A 777-nucleotide genomic window follows, 5' to 3' on the forward strand; every position below is an offset into this window, starting at 1 on the left:
ACGGGGGTAGTCGTCGTAACCGTCGGGCAGCGTCAGCTCGGCCGGTCGAGCGTGCCCCTGCGCGCCGCGCACCGTCACGGCAACGACGTGCGGATGAGTCGGCGCACTGACCTCGAGAGTCCCTTCCGTACCGTCGATGACCAACGAGAACCCCGCACCCGACGCCGTGCCCCCTCGATGATGAACGGACAGCACCGCCCCGCCCGCCAACCTGCCCGAGACCGCGATCTGGTCGACCGCGGTCATCGGCACGGTCCGTCCGGTACCGCCGAGCGGAACCCTGGGACGCCGGGTCGCCGTGGTGGCCACCACCTCCTCCAGCTCGCCGACGACCATCGCCACCAGATCGATCGCATGCCCGAACGCGATCGTCAACATCGTGGCCCCGAGCTCTCGATCGAGCGTGTACCGCGCACGCTCCGACACCGGAGTACCCCACTCGACCGACGACGCCACCACGGTCACGGAGAGAACCTCCCCCACATACCCCCCGGCCACCAGGTCCGCCAACCAACGAAAGACCGGTGAGGACCGCCCCTGAAGGCCGACGAAGCTACGCATCCCCCGCGCGGCGCGCTCCATCTCCCGCGCCTCACCCAGATCCACGGCCAACGGCCACTCACAGAGCACCGGCACCCCCACCTCCAGCGCCGACACCACGAGCTCACGATGCCGAGGCACCTTGACCGCAACGACGACCAGATCGACACCCCGATCCCTCGCGAGCTGCTCGACCGAGGCGTACCCGGGCACCCCGTAGACCTCGCTCGCGGCGCG

At 70.0% G+C, this 777-nt stretch carries 1 protein-coding gene; it reads right to left on the reverse strand.

Going from position 1 to position 777, the window contains the following annotated elements; genetic code table 11:
* Positions 1 to 777, reverse strand: a 777-nt coding sequence (locus CFP66_RS46885; RefSeq protein ID WP_094932059.1) for a Gfo/Idh/MocA family protein, incomplete at both ends; no start/stop codon positions are given.

The sequence above is a fragment of the Pseudonocardia sp. MH-G8 genome, assembly GCF_002262885.1.
GTDB lineage: Bacteria > Actinomycetota > Actinomycetes > Mycobacteriales > Pseudonocardiaceae > Pseudonocardia.